This is a genomic window from Candidatus Filomicrobium marinum, from assembly GCF_000981545.1.
Taxonomy (GTDB): Bacteria; Pseudomonadota; Alphaproteobacteria; order Rhizobiales; family Hyphomicrobiaceae; genus Filomicrobium; species Filomicrobium insigne.
The window spans coordinates 3117551-3132138 of sequence record NZ_LN829119.1 but is presented as its reverse complement, the minus strand read 5'-3'; the positions used below and the strand labels follow the sequence as shown (position 1 = coordinate 3132138).

19 protein-coding genes are annotated in these 14588 nt (G+C 58.5%); 11 read left to right on the top strand and 8 right to left on the bottom strand.

The genetic code is table 11. The annotated features are described in order from the left end of the window. Positions 1-8: 8 nt before the first annotated feature. Positions 9-290 (top strand): hypothetical protein, encoded by a 282-nt coding sequence (locus YBN1229_RS14685; RefSeq protein WP_046478530.1) that lies wholly within the window; start codon positions 9-11, stop codon positions 288-290. Between the two features lie 30 nt (positions 291-320). Here YBN1229_RS14685 and YBN1229_RS14680 read toward each other — a convergent pair whose 3' ends face one another. Continuing rightward, the gene (locus YBN1229_RS14680; protein WP_046478531.1) at positions 321-563 is read right to left on the bottom strand and encodes a hypothetical protein; all 243 of its coding nucleotides are present in this window, start codon (positions 561-563) and stop codon (positions 321-323) included. A 538-nt stretch (positions 564-1101) separates the two neighbouring features. Between YBN1229_RS14680 and YBN1229_RS14675 the strand changes: the two genes are divergently transcribed. Together YBN1229_RS14675 and YBN1229_RS14670 are read left to right on the top strand one after the other, a co-directional pair. Next, positions 1102-1287, top strand: a complete 186-nt coding sequence (locus tag YBN1229_RS14675; RefSeq protein ID WP_046478532.1) for a DUF3008 family protein — start codon at positions 1102-1104, stop codon at positions 1285-1287. Positions 1288-1721: 434 nt separating this feature from the next. After that, positions 1722-2129, top strand: coding sequence for a response regulator (locus YBN1229_RS14670; protein ID WP_052743969.1), 408 nt, complete (start codon positions 1722-1724; stop codon positions 2127-2129). 48 nt (positions 2130-2177) lie between these two features. On the opposite strand, the gene YBN1229_RS14665 is transcribed toward YBN1229_RS14670, so the two are convergent. The 3 genes from YBN1229_RS14665 to YBN1229_RS14655 form a co-directional block, all read right to left on the bottom strand. Next, on the bottom strand, positions 2178-2537 hold the full coding sequence (locus YBN1229_RS14665; protein WP_046478533.1) for an SPW repeat protein: 360 nt from the start codon (positions 2535-2537) through the stop codon (positions 2178-2180). A gap of 76 nt (positions 2538-2613) precedes the next feature. Continuing rightward, positions 2614-3165, bottom strand: coding sequence for a 2OG-Fe(II) oxygenase (locus YBN1229_RS14660; RefSeq protein ID WP_046478534.1), 552 nt, complete (start codon positions 3163-3165; stop codon positions 2614-2616). A gap of 110 nt (positions 3166-3275) precedes the next feature. After that, complete coding sequence (locus tag YBN1229_RS14655; protein ID WP_348270690.1) at positions 3276-4451, bottom strand: MFS transporter; 1176 nt, start codon at positions 4449-4451, stop codon at positions 3276-3278. Positions 4452-4818: 367 nt separating this feature from the next. Here YBN1229_RS14655 and arsH point away from each other — a divergent pair, with 367 nt between their 5' ends. From arsH to YBN1229_RS14630, 6 genes are all read left to right on the top strand, one after another. Next, complete coding sequence (gene arsH / locus YBN1229_RS14650) at positions 4819-5511, top strand: arsenical resistance protein ArsH (protein WP_046480401.1); 693 nt, start codon at positions 4819-4821, stop codon at positions 5509-5511. Positions 5512-5598: 87 nt separating this feature from the next. Further along, positions 5599-5775 carry a hypothetical protein gene (locus YBN1229_RS18920; RefSeq protein ID WP_160298717.1) on the top strand — a complete coding sequence of 59 codons (177 nt, stop codon included), beginning with the start codon at positions 5599-5601 and terminating at the stop codon, positions 5773-5775. Between the two features lie 176 nt (positions 5776-5951). After that, entirely contained in the window at positions 5952-6608 is a 657-nt protein-coding gene (locus YBN1229_RS14645; RefSeq protein ID WP_046478536.1) for a hypothetical protein, read from the top strand. Next, positions 6601-7767: an ImmA/IrrE family metallo-endopeptidase gene (locus YBN1229_RS14640; protein WP_052744695.1), complete on the top strand. Its 1167-nt coding sequence runs from the start codon at positions 6601-6603 to the stop codon at positions 7765-7767. Before YBN1229_RS14645 ends, YBN1229_RS14640 begins: the two co-directional genes overlap by 8 nt. A 171-nt stretch (positions 7768-7938) precedes the next feature. After that, positions 7939-9153 (top strand): MFS transporter, encoded by a 1215-nt coding sequence (locus tag YBN1229_RS14635; RefSeq protein ID WP_052743967.1) that lies wholly within the window; start codon positions 7939-7941, stop codon positions 9151-9153. Between the two features lie 89 nt (positions 9154-9242). Further along, positions 9243-9797 carry a DUF1269 domain-containing protein gene (locus tag YBN1229_RS14630; RefSeq protein WP_046478538.1) on the top strand — a complete coding sequence of 185 codons (555 nt, stop codon included), beginning with the start codon at positions 9243-9245 and terminating at the stop codon, positions 9795-9797. Between the two features lie 46 nt (positions 9798-9843). On the opposite strand, the gene pip is transcribed toward YBN1229_RS14630, so the two are convergent. From pip to YBN1229_RS14615, 3 genes are all read right to left on the bottom strand, one after another. Next, positions 9844-10809, bottom strand: coding sequence for a prolyl aminopeptidase (gene pip / locus YBN1229_RS14625; RefSeq protein WP_046480403.1), 966 nt, complete (start codon positions 10807-10809; stop codon positions 9844-9846). 114 nt (positions 10810-10923) lie between these two features. Further along, the gene (locus YBN1229_RS14620; protein ID WP_046478539.1) at positions 10924-11133 is read right to left on the bottom strand and encodes a hypothetical protein; all 210 of its coding nucleotides are present in this window, start codon (positions 11131-11133) and stop codon (positions 10924-10926) included. A 137-nt stretch (positions 11134-11270) separates the two neighbouring features. Further along, positions 11271-11648 carry a VOC family protein gene (locus YBN1229_RS14615; RefSeq protein ID WP_046478540.1) on the bottom strand — a complete coding sequence of 126 codons (378 nt, stop codon included), beginning with the start codon at positions 11646-11648 and terminating at the stop codon, positions 11271-11273. Positions 11649-11879: 231 nt separating this feature from the next. On the opposite strand from YBN1229_RS14615, the gene YBN1229_RS14610 reads away from it, so the two are divergent. Continuing rightward, positions 11880-12506 carry a PRC-barrel domain-containing protein gene (locus YBN1229_RS14610; protein ID WP_152025142.1) on the top strand — a complete coding sequence of 209 codons (627 nt, stop codon included), beginning with the start codon at positions 11880-11882 and terminating at the stop codon, positions 12504-12506. Positions 12507-12982: 476 nt separating this feature from the next. Here YBN1229_RS14610 and YBN1229_RS14605 read toward each other — a convergent pair whose 3' ends face one another. Continuing rightward, positions 12983-13294 (bottom strand): GIY-YIG nuclease family protein, encoded by a 312-nt coding sequence (locus tag YBN1229_RS14605; RefSeq protein WP_046480405.1) that lies wholly within the window; start codon positions 13292-13294, stop codon positions 12983-12985. 819 nt (positions 13295-14113) lie between these two features. Here YBN1229_RS14605 and YBN1229_RS14600 point away from each other — a divergent pair. Further along, positions 14114-14581, top strand: a complete 468-nt coding sequence (locus YBN1229_RS14600; protein WP_052743965.1) for a CC0125/CC1285 family lipoprotein — start codon at positions 14114-14116, stop codon at positions 14579-14581. Positions 14582-14588 lie beyond the last annotated feature (7 nt).

Genomic DNA, 14588 nt, shown 5'->3' with positions numbered 1-14588 from the left:
TGTCTCGTATGGGCGAACGGCTGAAGATTGACCGGGAAGCCGCCAAGGCGGAACCTGAATCTCAATTTCAGACTCCTGATGATCTCGTGGCGTCTGAAGGTTTGACGCGTGGTGAGAAGATTGCCGCGTTGAAGCGCTGGGCTTTTCTCGTCAACCGGCGGCTTGCTTCCGGCGATGAAGGAATGCCCGTTTCAGGCGCGCAGGAGGCGGCTGACGCTGAACTGTTGCGCAAGATCGAAAGTTCTCGCAGCGCGTTGATTGCGGGTGATGTCCCGGAAGAAGAGACCTAATCAATCTGCTGTCACATTCGCGCCCTGCCCCTACAGCGCGCGCAGAGCCACGATGCCGCTTTCGGTGAGCTTCACGGCTCTGCCTCTTTCGATCTCAATGAATGATTTTTCTTTGAGTTTATCGAGAGCTTCGTGGATTTCGGCGTCATCGATGGTGAGCGTGGGATCGGCGATGGCACCAATCATACGGCGAAAGCTCGTGTAGTCGCCGCGGTCGTTGCCGCTCTTCTCGATCGCTCTCAGGATTTCAATTTCACTTGATGTGAGGTCCATTTAGGTCCTCCTCATTGTGCTGGCCCAGGGAAGACGAGGCGTTGTGCATCATGCGGGACGCATCTGCTGCCTTTGCAACTCCGGGTGCGAGCTCACGACCTGATTACGCTCCACGTTTCGATTTGTGCGGTCCATCGCGGACGCTGTGGAGTGCGTGAACTGAAACGCCCCCTCAGCTTCACCGGTTCCGATGGCATGATGCAGAGCGCCCCCACAAAAAGTTGCCCGCGGCGAAGGGGAGCGACGCCGCGGGCCATGGGAGCTGGTGCAAGCAGGGGGAGGGGGAGGGGGGGAAACTTGCGACCGTGGCTCCAACTTACCCATCCCAATGCATCAGTTCGGCATGCGGTTCCGTGGGGGTTCGAATTTTTTTCGTTCGCTTTCGACTTTTTGGGTCCGGACCAAAGAACGGCCCGGTCACAGGTGAATGCTTGTGCAACATTGATGCGGAACTGGGCGCGCGCCGGGCCAGTTTTTAAGGAAGCCGCCGCTGAGGATTGCCTTGGCGGGATCCTAATTAACTGGAAGGGTTTGTGACATGCCAGCGCAATCAAAAGCCCAGCAGATGGCCGCAGGAGCCGCGCTAGCGGCCAAGCGCGGCGAGGCCAAGGTGTCAGAGCTTAAGGGCGCATCGCGGGAGATGTACGACTCCATGACGGAGAAGGAACTGGAGGAGTTCGCCTCCACTAAGCGCAAGGGCCTCCCGGAAAAGAAAAGCGAATGAGTAATAATACTCGCCCACGTTGCATTTCTGAGGTTTTCGCAGCTTGAAGTCAGTTCTATTCGGCACAGAACAGCCTGCGAGATGAGGTGTCCTGTGAAGGTGGTGTCGTATCGCGCTGGTTTTCTTATTCTATATCATTTATCTGAGATGAGTTCTGAGAAAATATTATTGAAATACTTCTGGCTTGGAACTGTCGGCTCGACTTTTCAGGCAGCTGACCCGCCATTTCACGGGAAGCTCTGCCATTGGGCATGTTTAATATCTTTGGCGTTTTTATTGGGATGCCAGCGTCTTAATAGTATTGTTGTGATGCAAATTTTACCGACAGGCTTCTGCTGCTGTTTTTTTACTCGTAGCTATCAAGAAAAACTTGTGACTGGCTGGGGATGTGCTAACGATCGATTGTGTGTAGAGCGTTTCAGTCAGGTGAATTTATGGGGAGCCAAAACCTGGCATCCATCAGCGGCGAGCCGATGCAATTTACCGCGCGTGTGCTCGTCGTGGAGGATGAGCCGATCGTGGGGATGGATATTGAATCCATCCTTGCTGCGGTTGGCTTTCAGGTTATCGGGCCGGCTGCGTCGGTGTCGGAAGCTTTGGAATTGATTGGAACGCAGGACGTCGATTGCGCTTTGATTGATTACTTGCTGACAGACGGCGATGCGCATGACGTCGTCGAACGGCTCATGGAAAATGCGGTCCCCTTTGCATTTGTCACTGGCCTCAGTCGAGATGCGCTTCCCAAGGCATATTGCGATGTTCCAACAGTCGGGAAGCCCTTTGTCGCCGCAGACCTGCTGAATTGTGTGCAGACCATGTACCTAAAGGCGCAGGTCGCCTAACAACCTCGCGGGTACAATTCCGCTGTGTGAGGCCAGGCCACCGCGTCGTCAGGATTCTATTTTTCTTCCCGTGCTGACACGCCAGAGCTCATAGGATGAGAGCAGCAGGACAATTGCGCCGATGATGATGGCGTTCGCTGTGCCCATCGGGTGGATGAATTCCAGGACGAACGGAGAGACGATCAGCCATGCTCCGATGAGTATCGTTGCCCACTCTTCCCACGGCCGGAATGCCGAGAGCGTCACCACTTCCGCAAAGATCAAAAGGAATCCGACGATGACGGCATTGCGTAGCGCCGGTGAGTCATCGGAGTAGTGCAGTGTCCACGGTGAGAGCAACAGCCAGAAGCCGAGAATCCAACTGACCCAATCCTGCCAATGCTTCGGAACGTGGAACGATGCGGGCATCTCTTGACCTCCAAATGAGCAAACCTCTGTCATCTGAGATAGGAGCGATGGAGAGGATACCCAAACATAACGCCCGTTAGTGGAACTCGGGTCCATGGGCCCAGAGGGTTAGTGAATAGCGGGCGTTATGGGTCACGGGCGTCACCCTGTGCAGGACAAAGCTCGGAAGGAGCATAGCCGTTCCGCATGCCCGCGAGGCGCGCCGCACGTTTCCGTCGGCATTAGTCTCAAGATCTCCGCCCGTATAGCTGTCGTCCTCACTCAGTTGCGTGACGATTGTCAGCTTGCGGTGACGGGCGAACTGGCCGTCGCCGATGTCGATGTGCCAGTCGAAGAAGGCTTCCGTCTCGGCGCCGTAATAGGCGACCTGCATCCGTTCGGAGAATTCCTCAAGCCCGAACTTGAAGTGATGCCTGTTGGCTTCCGAAACGGTGTCGAGCAACCGTCGGAAGACCCACTCATCTTTGTCGGTATCATCCAGCCATGTGATGCGGGCGCGGCGCGTATTGTCTTGCCGGGCCCCGTCGATCAGGCGCGCGTCGGCATAGGCTTTTTCATCGGTGGTGGAGATAATCTTTTTACATTCGTCGGGAGAAAATACGTTGGCAACTTCGATCGGCAAAAGCATGGAGCGGTGTGCCTAGCTAAGGGATGATGGGATCAATAAGACCCATCAAGTGGGTTGGCCCGATGCATCCTGCAATGGATGCGAGCCTCCCTTTATCGGCATACGGCTCCTCAGGATAGGTTGTGTGGTGCGCGGCGGACGCAGGAGAAGGCCAGCACGGCGCTGAGGCACATTAGGCTTGAAACAACGAGTGTCCCTGCCCCATAGGCTTCGATGAGCAACCCGAACGCCAGCGGAGCGGCCGCTTGGCCGATGCGTGTTGGCGCATTGATCAGGCCGACGCGGTAGCCGTAGTTGTCCGGTCCGAAGACGGCGAGGGGCACCGTGCCGCGGGCAATCGTGAGGATGCCGTTGCCCGCGCCGTGCAGAAATGTGAAGGGCAGCGCGAGGGCTCCGCCTCCGATGGCGACCAATCCCGCCCCTATCGGGTGAAGCATCATCGCGATGCGCGCACTGATCAGGGGATTGTATTGACTGAAGATTGCGGCTTCGGCCAACCGGGCGATGACCTGAGCCGGGCCGATGAGGGAGGCTGCGATGAGCGCTTGTGATGCCGTTGCGCCCGCGGCTTCGAGCAGACGTGGCAGGTGTGCGGCCATGCCTGCCGAAACCATCCACCCGACAGCGAAGGCGAACCCGAGCAGCATCATCGTGCGGTCGATGGGCACGTGCGGCTTTGCGGCGTGCGTCTCCGTCTTCACTTCGTGTCGCGGTGTTTTTGGTATGGCGAGCAGATTGAGGGGCAGACCGATGCAGATCTGCGCTGCCGCCCAGGCGAGGCACGTCCAGCGCCAGCCGATGGCATCAACGCCCCATGCGGAGAGCGGCCAGCCAACAGTGCTTGCCAGTCCGCCGAGAAGCGTAATGCCGGTGATGGCGCGGCGTGCGGATAATCCATAGATGCGGCTGAGTGTGGCGAAGGCGGCGTCATAGAGCCCGAGGCCCATGCCGATCCCGAGCAAAAGCCATCCCGCCCACAACGTGATGGGGTCATAGGCACAGGCAAGGGTGACGAGCGCGGCGGCGTAGACAAGGTTGGAGCCGGCCAGGACGCCCCGTCCCCCTATCAAATCTATGGTGCGGCCGACCTTGGGCCCGACGAGGCCGGAGACGAGAAGCGCCACGGAGAAAGCGGCGAAGACCATCGTTGAGCTAATATTCAAGCTCTTGGCCATCGGGTCGCCGAGGATGGCGATAAGGTAATAGCTTGACGCCCAGGCGAGCATTTGGGCGAAGCCGAGCGCGACAGTGATCCCGACCCGGGATTTTTGAGAAGCGTCAGTCACGTGATTGTCCTTGGTCGCCCTGATCGACAGGGACCGGCGTCCTGAGAATGGAGGGACGGCATTGCCGGCGCGACGCTGTGTTCGGCCCGCCGTGTCGGGTTGCCTAAGGCTTTAGGACGGGCGGCTGTGCCGTCGCGTTTCATGGGCCATGGCTGTGCGTTGCTCTGACGAAGAGTCAATGATACGTCCGGAACTGTCGAAATAAGGCGGGTTGCCGCTGGGTGTCGTTCCTTGTTTTTCCCCTCCGTTGAACGGGAACGACGCAGTGCAGCAATTGATCATAGCAAAGAGTGTGGCTGCCCCTGAAGGCAAAACGTCTCATACTTAGGATGATGCCGTGACGCAGGACGATCGGACTTTTCCCGCACTGAACGCGGAACATCTGCATCCGCTCGATGTCGAGCGGCTCTTTCCGCTTAAGCGCTCGACGCATCCGCCGCGCATTCTCATGCTTTACGGATCGTTGCGAGAGCGCTCCTACAGCCGCTTTGCGACGTTGGAGGCGGCGCGGATTCTGGAGCGGCTTGGTGCGGAGGTCCGCATCTTTCACGCCAACGGTTTGCCGTTGCCGGACGATACGCCGACGTCGCATGAGAAGGTGCAGGAGCTTATGGATCTGATGATCTGGTCCGAAGGGCAGGTGTGGTGTTCGCCCGAGCGTCATGGCTCGATGAGCGGCACCATGAAAACGCAGATCGATTGGATTCCGCTCTCGAAAGGCGCGGTGCGTCCGACGCAGGGCAAGACGCTTGCAGTGATGCAGGTGTGCGGTGGTTCGCAGTCGTTCAACGCTGTCAATCAGATGCGTGTGTTGGGCCGCTGGATGCGGATGCTGACGATCCCCAATCAATCTTCTGTCGCGCGCGCCTTCAACGAGTTCGACGACGCGGGCCGCATGCGCCCGTCCTCTTATTACAACCGCATCGTCGATGTGATGGAAGAACTGGTGAAGTTCACGCTGCTCACGCGCGATGTGTCCGCCTACCTCACCGACCGCTACAGCGAGCGGGTGGAAAGCGCGGAAGCTCTCTCAGCGCGGGTCAATCAGGATGGGATTTGAAGGTGGTGGTGTTGTGAGCTGCCTCTCGTTAGCGCGCTCTGGGCCTCTCTGTTATGCTTGGCGGCAACCAAGGGGGAGGATCTGGCCATGCGGTTCATTATTGGGCTCGCGATTGGCATCATAATTGGTGCCGCGACTTCTGGTTACGCGCAGACGGTTGTGGGCACAGGATATCTGATCGGGTGGGACGTAATCAAAGATGGAACTGTGATCTGTTCGGATCCTTTCATATGGGAAGGGACAATGGAACTGGAGTGTGATTAGTGCCTAAAGGCCCTAAAAGGGCAAAAGCGCTCTGCTGACGTCGCCAGAAAGGCGGTCGGAAATCCCAAAAAGGGCCACGGTAAGCGTGGAAAACAGGTCGATAAGTAATTATCTGTTGACATTTTTTCTGAAATATCGGCTTTTGTTGATTGTTTCTCAATTCAACGGAGATTCCGATGGTCGATGCGGTCAATCCCGCTCAGCAGCTTGCGGATGAAGAGTTTGCACCAAATCTCAGACCGCTCGTGCCACCTGCTCTGAAAAGGGCCTATGCCACCGTAGAGCACGTCATTGATGAACAACCTTGGCTCGCAACGCCAAGCGCTCGATACGGGCGGGGCGATCTTGTTCGTCTAGCGTCCGAATACGAGTTCTACAAATTGATTCAGACTGGTGCTCTACCTTTTGAGCCTTCTTGGGAGCCCTATTCCAGACCGACTGGAAAGCATCTGGTGATGCGTACAAAACGAGCGCTGATAACAATCAACCAGGTTGAGTCGCCATCGACGATGCCACGCAAGGCCGTCTTTCGAAATACTTTTGGTCTGCCCAACACAAGCTTCCTCTTTGAGGATTGGAATCGCGAGATTGAAGAGCGCGCAGATCGGAAACACTTGCTGCTCGTTCATGGGTATCAAGAGCTTACTTTTTCAAATCTTGCGATGCCGAATGTGGAGACCAAGCAGATTGCATGGAAATCAGCAAATCTTTTGGATTTGCCGCACCAAGTTACCGAACCTGCGAAAGACGAAGGCCCCACCGACTCACCTGATCCAGAGGCCATCGAGAATATAATTCGCATGATCAACGATAACGACCTTGGTAATGAATAGAATCGTTCAATTCCCTGCGCGGGAAGGCTTCATTCCGCAACGCTTGAGCGAAGCAAGACTGTCGCTAATGATGTCGCGGGCAGATCTTGCGCGCAGACTCGGCGTGACAGGACAAGCTATCGGGTACTACGAGACGGGAGAACGCTGTCCGGACATGCAGACATTGTTGCGCCTTTCTGAAGAGTTAGAGCAGCCGGTAAGTTATTTTCTTAAACCACATTCTCCTATTTCCGGCGTTGTCGGAGCCCGTTTTTTTCGGAAAATTGGACCAAAGAGCAATAAACTAAACCAGTCTCTCGATGTGAGAACGAAGTGGTTATGGGAGAATGTACAGTTTCTGCTTCGCCATGTGAGACTACCATCACCAAATATACCGCTCGTAGATGGTCCTGCGAACGACTCCTACACGCTTTCTGAAATCGAAGAAATTGCTGAACGAGTTAGGCGGACATGGGGGCTTGGTGATGGCCCGATAGCAAACATGATTGCGCTGCTTGAGACGAATGGCGTAATCGTCTCACGCTTCGAAGTTGGGCTATCTGGAGTTGATGCCTTTTCGGCCTGGATTGATGGACGCCCATACATTTTGCTTGGATCGGACAAAGGTTCCGCCGCACGCTCTCGTTTCGACGCTGCCCATGAACTTGGACACATGATACTTCATAGGGACATTTCCCAAGAAGATCTTGATGACAAAGCAATTAGAGACCGCATTGAGAGGGAGGCGAATTGGTTCGCGAGCGCTTTTCTCGTTCCTCGTAAAGCCATATTGGCCGAGTTTTATTCGACACGGTTGCGCCATCTGGAGGGTTTGAAACAAAGGTGGCGAGTATCAATGCAAGCTCTCGCACACCGTGCTCGTGACGTCGGCGTAATTGATGATGACCAGTATATTCTGTTTCGGAAGCAGGTCAGCGCAAGAAAACTTCTGACTAAAGAGCCTCTTGATGATGTCTTGCCACTTGAGCAGGCAACCCTGCTGCTGAAAGCATGGCGCTTGGTCATGGAAAGAGGCGTTGTCGACCGGGTAAATTTCGAACAAGAGGTCGGTTTTTCACTTGAGATAGTGCAGCGCCTAAACGGGAAAGTTCCTGAGCAGCGGGAAGTCAAGCCGGCAAATAACGTTACGTTGCTCCATCCACGCAACAAGAATGCTTGACGCTAAGCATGAAAATTTACCCTCTGTGGATTGCCGCGTGCCGATTGCGCAAATGCTGTGGGGCCTTACCAAAAGTCCCACCCCTCTACATCTTCCCCTCCGTGCAAGATCATGACAATGCTGGGAGTTCGTGCAGACGGACGATGCTGATCAACGGGGTGGATTACTAAGGTGGCGCAGGGGAACAAGTTTCAATCCATCGCTATACTGGTCGTCGCTGAAATTCTGACATTGAGCCTCTGGTTCATCTCCGCGGCGGTGCTGCCGGAGATGGTGGCGGAAAGTCAGATGTCGCCTATGCGCCAGGCGCTTCTCTCCAGCGCGGTGCAGGCCGGGTTCGTCGTCGGTGCGCTGATCTCGGCGTTCCTCGGGCTGGCGGACCGGTTCGATCCGCGCCGCGTCTTCATGGTGTGTGCGGTGACGGCGGGTGTGGCTAACGCCGTTCTGCTCGTGGCTCCTATCGGCGGCGTGCTGGCGATTTTCATGCGGTTCGTGACCGGCGCGCTGCTCGCGGGGGCTTATCCCGTCGGCATGAAGATCGCGGCTGGGTGGGGCACGAAGGATCGCGGGCTGCTCATCGGTCTTCTTGTCGGCGCGGTGACGCTGGGGTCTGCCTCGCCGCATCTGGCCTCGCTGCTTGGCGGCGCAGACTGGCGGACGGCGGTGAGTATCACATCCGTTGCAGCTATCCTCGGCGGGTTTCTCGTTCTCGCAAGCGGTCTTGGGCCGTATCACGCCCGGGCCAAGCGCTTCGACATCAACTGCATTAAGGTCGCGTGGACGGACCGGCGCATCCGGCTCGCTTATGGCGGCTATCTCGGCCACATGTGGGAGCTTTACGCCATGTGGGCGTGGATCGGCGTGGTGGCGGCGACGTCCTATAGCGCGACGATGCCGAACAACGAGGCGGTGGAGTTTGCCAAGCTCACGGCGTTTCTCGCGATCGGGCTCGGCGGTGTGGCGTGTGTGATCGGCGGGCTCTTTGCGGACAAGATCGGTAAGCCAGAAGTCACGATCATCGCCATGGTGGTGAGTGGGGCGTGCGCTGTCGGGACCGCGCTGACGTTCGGTGGTCCGGCGTGGCTGACGTTCGTTCTGATCCTGCTGTGGGGCATCAGCATCGTGCCGGATTCTCCGCAATTCTCCGCGATTGTGGCGGATACGGCGGTGGCGGAGAACGCGGGCAGCCTCATGACGCTGCAAACGGCGCTGGGTTTCGCCTTAACCATCCTCACCGTGCAGCTGGCGCCTTTACTTGCGGAGACGACCGGCTGGCCCGTCGTTCTTATCATTCTGGGGCTGGGGCCGGTGTTTGGCGTCTTCTCGATGTCGCGATTACGCCAGCTTACGGGCCGCAAGCCGACCCCGTCTCCGGCAAAAACATGAGTGTGATCAGGGGCGAATGGAACGAAGTTCATCCGGCGCGGTTCTCAAAACGTACATTGACTCCCCATGTATGATTTTGAGGTTCCCCAATGGCAGAAATGGTTGCAATTGGTTTTGATAACCCGCAGGAAGCCGATCAAGTTCTGACCGACCTCCGCCGGATGCAAAAAGAGTATCTGGTTGATCTTGAAGACGCCGTTGTTGTGATTAGACAGCCCGACGGCAAAATACAGCTCAAGCAAAGTGTGAATATGGTCCGCATGGGCGCGGCGACCGGCGGATTGACCGGCGCGCTCTGGGGCACGCTCGTGGGACTGCTGTTCCTCAACCCGCTCGCAGGTTTCGCGATTGGCGGGCTCGCGGGCGCCGGTGGCGGTGCGCTGTCGGGCACGCTCGTCGACTACGGTATCGACGACAAGTTCATCGAATCTCTGGCGCAAACGCTCCCCAACGACAGCTCCGCGTTGTTCGTTCTGGTGCGGAAAGCGCAACCTGAGAAAGTCTTGGCCGAACTCTCGAAGTTCCCCGGCCGCGTGCTGCGCTCGTCGCTGTCACCGGAGCAGGAGGCACGGCTGCAGGAGGCGCTGTCGAAACACACGGCGGCCAACGATGCAGCGGCCGCACCTCAATCCAAGGCATCGTAAGCGCAGGCGGGAGAGAGGCCTGTCGCTCCTCTCCCGCTGATCCCCGTTAGGTCAATTCCAGCAACGCTTTTTGCATCGCCGGCAGAATGCCCGGCTCGTTGACGTCGTGGCCCGCGCCATCGACGAGTTCGAGCTTGGCATGCGGCCAGCGCTGGGCGAGGGCGTAAGCCGCCGAGGGTGGGCACAACAAATCGTAGCGGCCTTGCACGATGGTTCCGGGGATGCGTGCGAGCGCGTGCGCGTTGGTGAGTAACTGGCCGTCCTGCAGGAAGAAGTCGCTGGCGATGTAGTGCGCTTCCATTAGCGCTGTCGGGGGCAGTCGCGCTTTTTTATCGAAGCTCGTTGGAAGTTTGGCATTGCGCGGCGCAAGCTGCGACAGCGCGCGTTCGTAGGCGTTCCACATGTGCGCGGCGGGGGCGTAGACGGCCGGGTCGGGATTGTTGAGCCGGGCAAGATAGGCTTTGAGCGGATCGTCGCGCTCCCGCTTATCCAGGAACGCGACGAAGGCGTCGTAGAGTTCGGGGCGGAAGCGTTTCGGGCCCTCGATGAACGCCCATTCGACTTCCGCGCGTGTCCCCAGGAAAACGGCGCGCAGGACCAGTCCGGTGACGCGCGCCGGGTGGGCTTCGGCATAGGCGAGCGCGAGGGTCGAGCCCCAGGAGCCGCCGACCACAAGCCACTTCTCGATCCGGAAGTGTGAGCGGATGCGTTCGATATCATTGATAAGGTGCGCGGTCGTATTGGCGTGGCGCGCGAGGTAGGGATGGCTGCGGCCTGCGCCGCGCTGATCGAACAGGATGGCGCGGTGGCGTTCGGGATCGAACACGTTGCGGCTCGTGTGCTGGGCGCCGCTGCCCGGCCCGCCGTGCAGGAACAGGGCGGGGACTCCGTCGCGGTTGCCTACCTCCTCGACGTAGAGCCAATGCCCGTCGCCGACATCCAGCATGATCGCGTCATAGGGACGGATCTGCGCGGGGCGGATCTCGGGTTTCTTTTCTGCGGCTTCAGTCATAAGGGGCGTGCGGCCTCGCGGTTCAGTTGATGTCATCCGCGCAGACTGCACGACTTCGCGCCGGTGCTCCAGTGCTGCCGGCGTTCGCTCAAAACGTTCAGAGCAGGCTCTCGTTCATTCCGCCGCGAGTTGCTCGGGCGAAAAGTGTCCGCACCAGTCTTCGGCCGCCACAACCGGCCATAAGCCGTGGCCGAGCGGATCGGGCTGGTTCACCGGCGGGTTGAAGCGGCATAGACCGTGTTCGTCCTCAGCGGTCGCGTCGTTGAGTTTGTGGTCGTCATAAAAGCGACAGCTCTCGCAAGCGGCTGTGTGTGAATTGGGCATGGTTTACTCCATCGATGGTCAGTCTTTGGTCGATGCAACTTTGAAATGCGCGGAAGCCGCACTTGGTTTCGTGCGGCCGGCGGCGCAGGGGCTTGCCTTGACCAGATGGCGGTGTGTCGGGCGGTATGGTTCGCAGCTCACGCGCTGGGGAAATTCGCGGCTTCGATCTTGTTGCCGTCGGGATCGTAGACGAACGCGGCGAAGTAGGGCGTCATCGCGGCTTGGCGCGGGCCCGGTGCTCCAGCGCTGATGCAGCCTTCCGCGAGTGCGATATCGAAAAAGGCGCGCACGGCGTCTTCGGTCGGTGCGCGCAGGCAGATGTGGAAGCCGGTATCGGCGGGCACGCCAACGAGGGTGGGCCGTTGATTGAGCCAGAGTTCGGGATAGCGCTTGCCGAAGCCGATAGCCGTTTCGCGGGTGACGAGCCGCGTCAGCCCGAGTGGGGCGAGCATGCCTTCATAGACTTTGCCGCTGAGCTCCAAGTCGCGCACGGCCACCGAGACATGATCGATCATTGCGCCGCCTTTCTTGAGTGATGTGGCACGTGGTTTCCCATAAACACTGTCGGCCGCTCACGAACTTTCTTTGCGCCGGATTGGAGGCATTTGGCATGCCAGATTGCGAGCCCTCGCAATCAGATGTGCGAGCGCGTCGAAATTTGGTCAGCGAGCCTGAGTATGTCATAGAACGCGCAGGCGAGGCTTGGTCCTCGCCCGAAGATCGATTCAATGGGGGATACAAAATTGATGCGATATCTTGCGATGACTCTCTCGACGATCCTCGTGACGGGTTTAATGGGATCATCTGCCTTCGCGCAGTACCCGGAGCCGGACACCACCCCGGCACAGACACAAGACCAGGCGCCGGCTGCGGCTCCGTCTGGGCCGGCTGCAGCACCTGCGGAAGAACCCGCTCCGACCGAACCAGCGGAGAAGGCTGCGGAGCCTGCCGCCACGCCATCAGAGCCGGCTGCTGCCCCGGCAGAAGAGGCGGCTCCGAGCGAACCTGCTGAGAAGGCAGAGGACCCTGCGGCAACGCCGTCTGAACCGGCTGCTGCACCGGTGGAAGAACCGGCTCCAGCCGAGGCGCCGGCTGAAAAGGCCGAGACACCTCCTGCGGCTCCGGCCCTTACGGCGTCGGACGTCGACGGTCTGAACGTCGTTGACTCTGCAGGGAAGGAACTCGGCAGGGTCGTCGGTGTGAACGAGGCCGATGGTAAGGTTTCCAGCGTGGAGGTTGAGACCTCCGGCATTCTGGGCTCGGGCTTCTTCGCGACGACCTACGTTCTGCCGATCGACAAGATCAGCAAGGATGGCGACAAGCTCTCAGCCTCGCTCACGAGCAAAGAGGCTGAGGCGTTCAAGAAGAAGTAGGTTTCGAAGCCAGCGTATTGGGCCTAACGACGAGCGAGGACGCACCGGTTGCAGACATGCGCCGGTGCGTTTTTGTGTTTGGCGCTAGCGCGTGTGCGGCGACTGCCTCGTGCCGAGATGGTACGCGCATGCGTTCACGCACCCACTACCGTCATCCCGGCATTTATTGCCGGGATCCAACCCTCGGCTGGGGTGTCCGTTGCGCGGTTTTGCTTCACCCGTCGCGTCGGCAACCGCTGATCCTTGGATCCCGGGGACAAGCCCCGGGATGACGGATGAGATGTTTTTCTCGGGTCTTGCCAGCCACGAACGCTTGCGTTCACTGCATACGCTTCACGCCCTCAACACCCACCACGGTCATCCCGGCATTCATTGCCGGGATCCAACTCTCGGCTGGGGTGTTCGTTGCGAGGTCGTGCTTCACCCCTCGCGTCGGCACTGAACCTTGGAGCCCCGGGATGACGGTTGAGGTGAAGCTAAAGCTTCCTGAGCGGCGCGACACCCGGCAACGAAGGATAAAGATCAATCCAATTCGGATTGTCTCGCTCGATGAGGTTCAGCTTCCAATCGCGCGGCCATTCCTTCAGCGTCTTTTCACGCTGGATCGCCTGCTGCACATTGGGGAGTTCCTCAAACCACACGAGGCGATGAATGGCATACCGTCGCGTGAACACCGAGCCGGTTCCGTCGCGATGCTCTTCCACGCGCCGGACCAAACCGTTCGTCATGCCGATGTACAGAGTTCCGCGTGGACTGCTGGCGAGAATGTAAACCCAAAATCGGCGCATGCGGATCTCCTGCATCATCGGAGTATGCCGTGCCCTGGCTATCTTTCAACGCCCGCCACTGTCATCCCGGCATTTGCTTGCCCCGGCATTCATTGCCGGGGTTGCCGGGATCTAACGTGCCGCTGGGGAAACCGTTGCCCGGTTCTGCTACCCCCTTCGCGCTGGCAATCGCTGAACCTTGGATCCCGGGGACAAGCCCCGGGATGAAAGGCGGAGTTGTTTGCAGGGAAGCCGTCCGCCACGAACGACTGCCTTGTCGGCTCAGGCGTCACGCCCACCACATCCGCGACCGTCAGCCTGCCATCCTAGCCTTTGCTCACCAGACTCCGCACGTCCCCCACTCCCCAACCGTCATCCCGGCATTTGCTTGCCCCGGCATTCATTGCCGGGGTTGCCGGGATCCAGAGCAGAGCTGGGGAGTCCGTTGCGCGGTTCTGCTGCCCCCTTCGCGCTGGCAACTGCTGAACCTTGGATCCCGGGGACAAGCCCCGGGATGACAGGTGGAGTTGTTTGCAAGGACTCCCTCCGCCACGAACGACGGCCTTGTCGGCTCAGGCGTCACGACCTCCACATGCGCGACCGTCAGCCTGTCATCTTAGCCTTTGGTTGCCAGCCTCCGCACGTCCCCCACTCTTCAACCGTCATCCCGGCATTCATTGCCGGGATCTAACGTTCTTCTGAAGAGCCGTTTCGAAATTGAATTTCACCTCTCGCGTCCCGATGCAACATCCCACAGGAAATCCGGATATCGGACATTGACACCGTTGCTATGCGGTCGTCACGGTGCAAACGTTGCCCATTGCCTTAAGGGGGGGTGTTATGTGGCGAGGATTTGCTCTGGCTTTATTTCTTTTGGGCGGTTGTTCAACACCATATCAAGAAATGGGCTTTGCTGGTGGCGTCGGTGCTCAGCAAATGACTTCGGATACATTCCGGATATCGGCGCGGGGGAATGGTTACACGGGTAGAACGCAGGTTCAGGACTATCTCATGCTGAAGGCTGCGGAGACGACGACGCAGCACGGCGGCACCCACTTCATTGTGATCGATGCAGCGGATGCGTCTGGAACTTCGCAAATCGTTACAGGTGGGACTGCGACGACAACGTATAACCACAACGTTGCTACGACAAACTATACCCCGCCAATGGTCCATAATGTTTTCAAGCCGGGCCAGGATGCGTATATCCGAATATTGAATATCGGTCCGGGCCAGCCGGTACCGGGAGGCGCAGTTTCAGCTTCGGAGATAATTCAGTTTGTCGGGTCGCGTGTGAAGCGGGGATGAAACTCGC